Origin of the sequence: Xanthomonas sp. SHU 308, from assembly GCF_000364645.1 — a bacterium.
Lineage (GTDB): Bacteria > Pseudomonadota > Gammaproteobacteria > Xanthomonadales > Xanthomonadaceae > Xanthomonas_A > Xanthomonas_A sontii.
On the sequence record NZ_AQOK01000419.1, the window covers coordinates 1 to 858 of the forward strand.

The following is an 858-nucleotide window of genomic DNA, read 5'->3' on the forward strand; positions in this document are numbered from 1 at the left end:
CCGGTGCTGGTGCTCAATGGCGCCGACGACAAGAGCGTGAGCCGCGACGATATCGCCGCCTTCGAGCAGGAAATGAACGGCGCTGGCGCCGACTGGCAGTTCGTCAACTTCAGCGGTGCCGTGCATTGCTTCGCCGAAGCCGACGCCAACAGCCCGCCGGGCTGCCAGTACAACCCGCGTGCGGCCAAGCGTGCCTACCGGATGCTCGAGGATTTCTTCGAGGAGCGGTTCGGGCGGAAGTAGGGAGGTGCCTCGCGCTGCGCGCTTGGCGGGATTGGGGATTGGTAAAAGCGGACCGTCGGTGCCGCCCAACTGATCGGTTGGTGTGGCGAGCCCGTAGCGCTTCAGGCGTCGGCCAAGCCGCCGTTGCGAATCCCCAACCCGAATCACCAATCCCTTCCGGCGCGTGGTAGCGAGCCGATGGCAGTCAAACGGGCCTAATGAGCCCTCACGGTGTCTTGGCGGAGTGCTTGAGCAAGTGCGCCTGCGCCGCGGCGATGGCGTCGCTCATGGCCGCGCGCGCTTGCGGGCTGTTGCGCCAGCAGGTGGAGCCGAGCAGCGCCGCGGCCTGTTCGGTGAGTTGCCGTGCATCGCAGGCGGCTAGCGCCTGCAGCGAATGCACGCCCAATTGTTCCAGGCGCGCGACCACGGTGGGACCGACGCCTTTCACCGCCAGCAATACGGCGCGGTCCTCGGCGTCAAAGGCGATCATGCCCGGGCAGCGCTCAATGTCTGCGCTCGACCGCGTAGCGGGCCAGGCCGCGCAGGGCGGCCACCGCCTCGTTCTCCGGCAGGCCGTCCAGGGCGCGCTCGGCGGCGGCGGCGTAGTCGGCCGCGCGGCGGCGGCTGTAGTCGATG

At 68.9% G+C, this 858-nt stretch carries 2 protein-coding genes and 1 pseudogene; 1 reads left to right on the forward strand and 2 read right to left on the reverse strand.

Going from position 1 to position 858, the window contains the following annotated elements:
* Positions 1–243: dienelactone hydrolase family protein (locus D588_RS0113935; protein ID WP_017916417.1), on the forward strand; the 243-nt coding region annotated here is incomplete at its 5' end.
* A 205-nt stretch (positions 244–448) separates the two neighbouring features.
* Here D588_RS0113935 and D588_RS0113940 read toward each other — a convergent pair.
* Both D588_RS0113940 and D588_RS27285 read right to left on the reverse strand, forming a co-directional pair.
* The gene (locus D588_RS0113940; RefSeq protein WP_017916418.1) at positions 449–712 is read right to left on the reverse strand and encodes a helix-hairpin-helix domain-containing protein; all 264 of its coding nucleotides are present in this window, start codon (positions 710–712) and stop codon (positions 449–451) included.
* A 13-nt stretch (positions 713–725) separates the two neighbouring features.
* Positions 726–858: pseudogene (locus tag D588_RS27285) on the reverse strand (octaprenyl-diphosphate synthase); the annotation flags it as partial.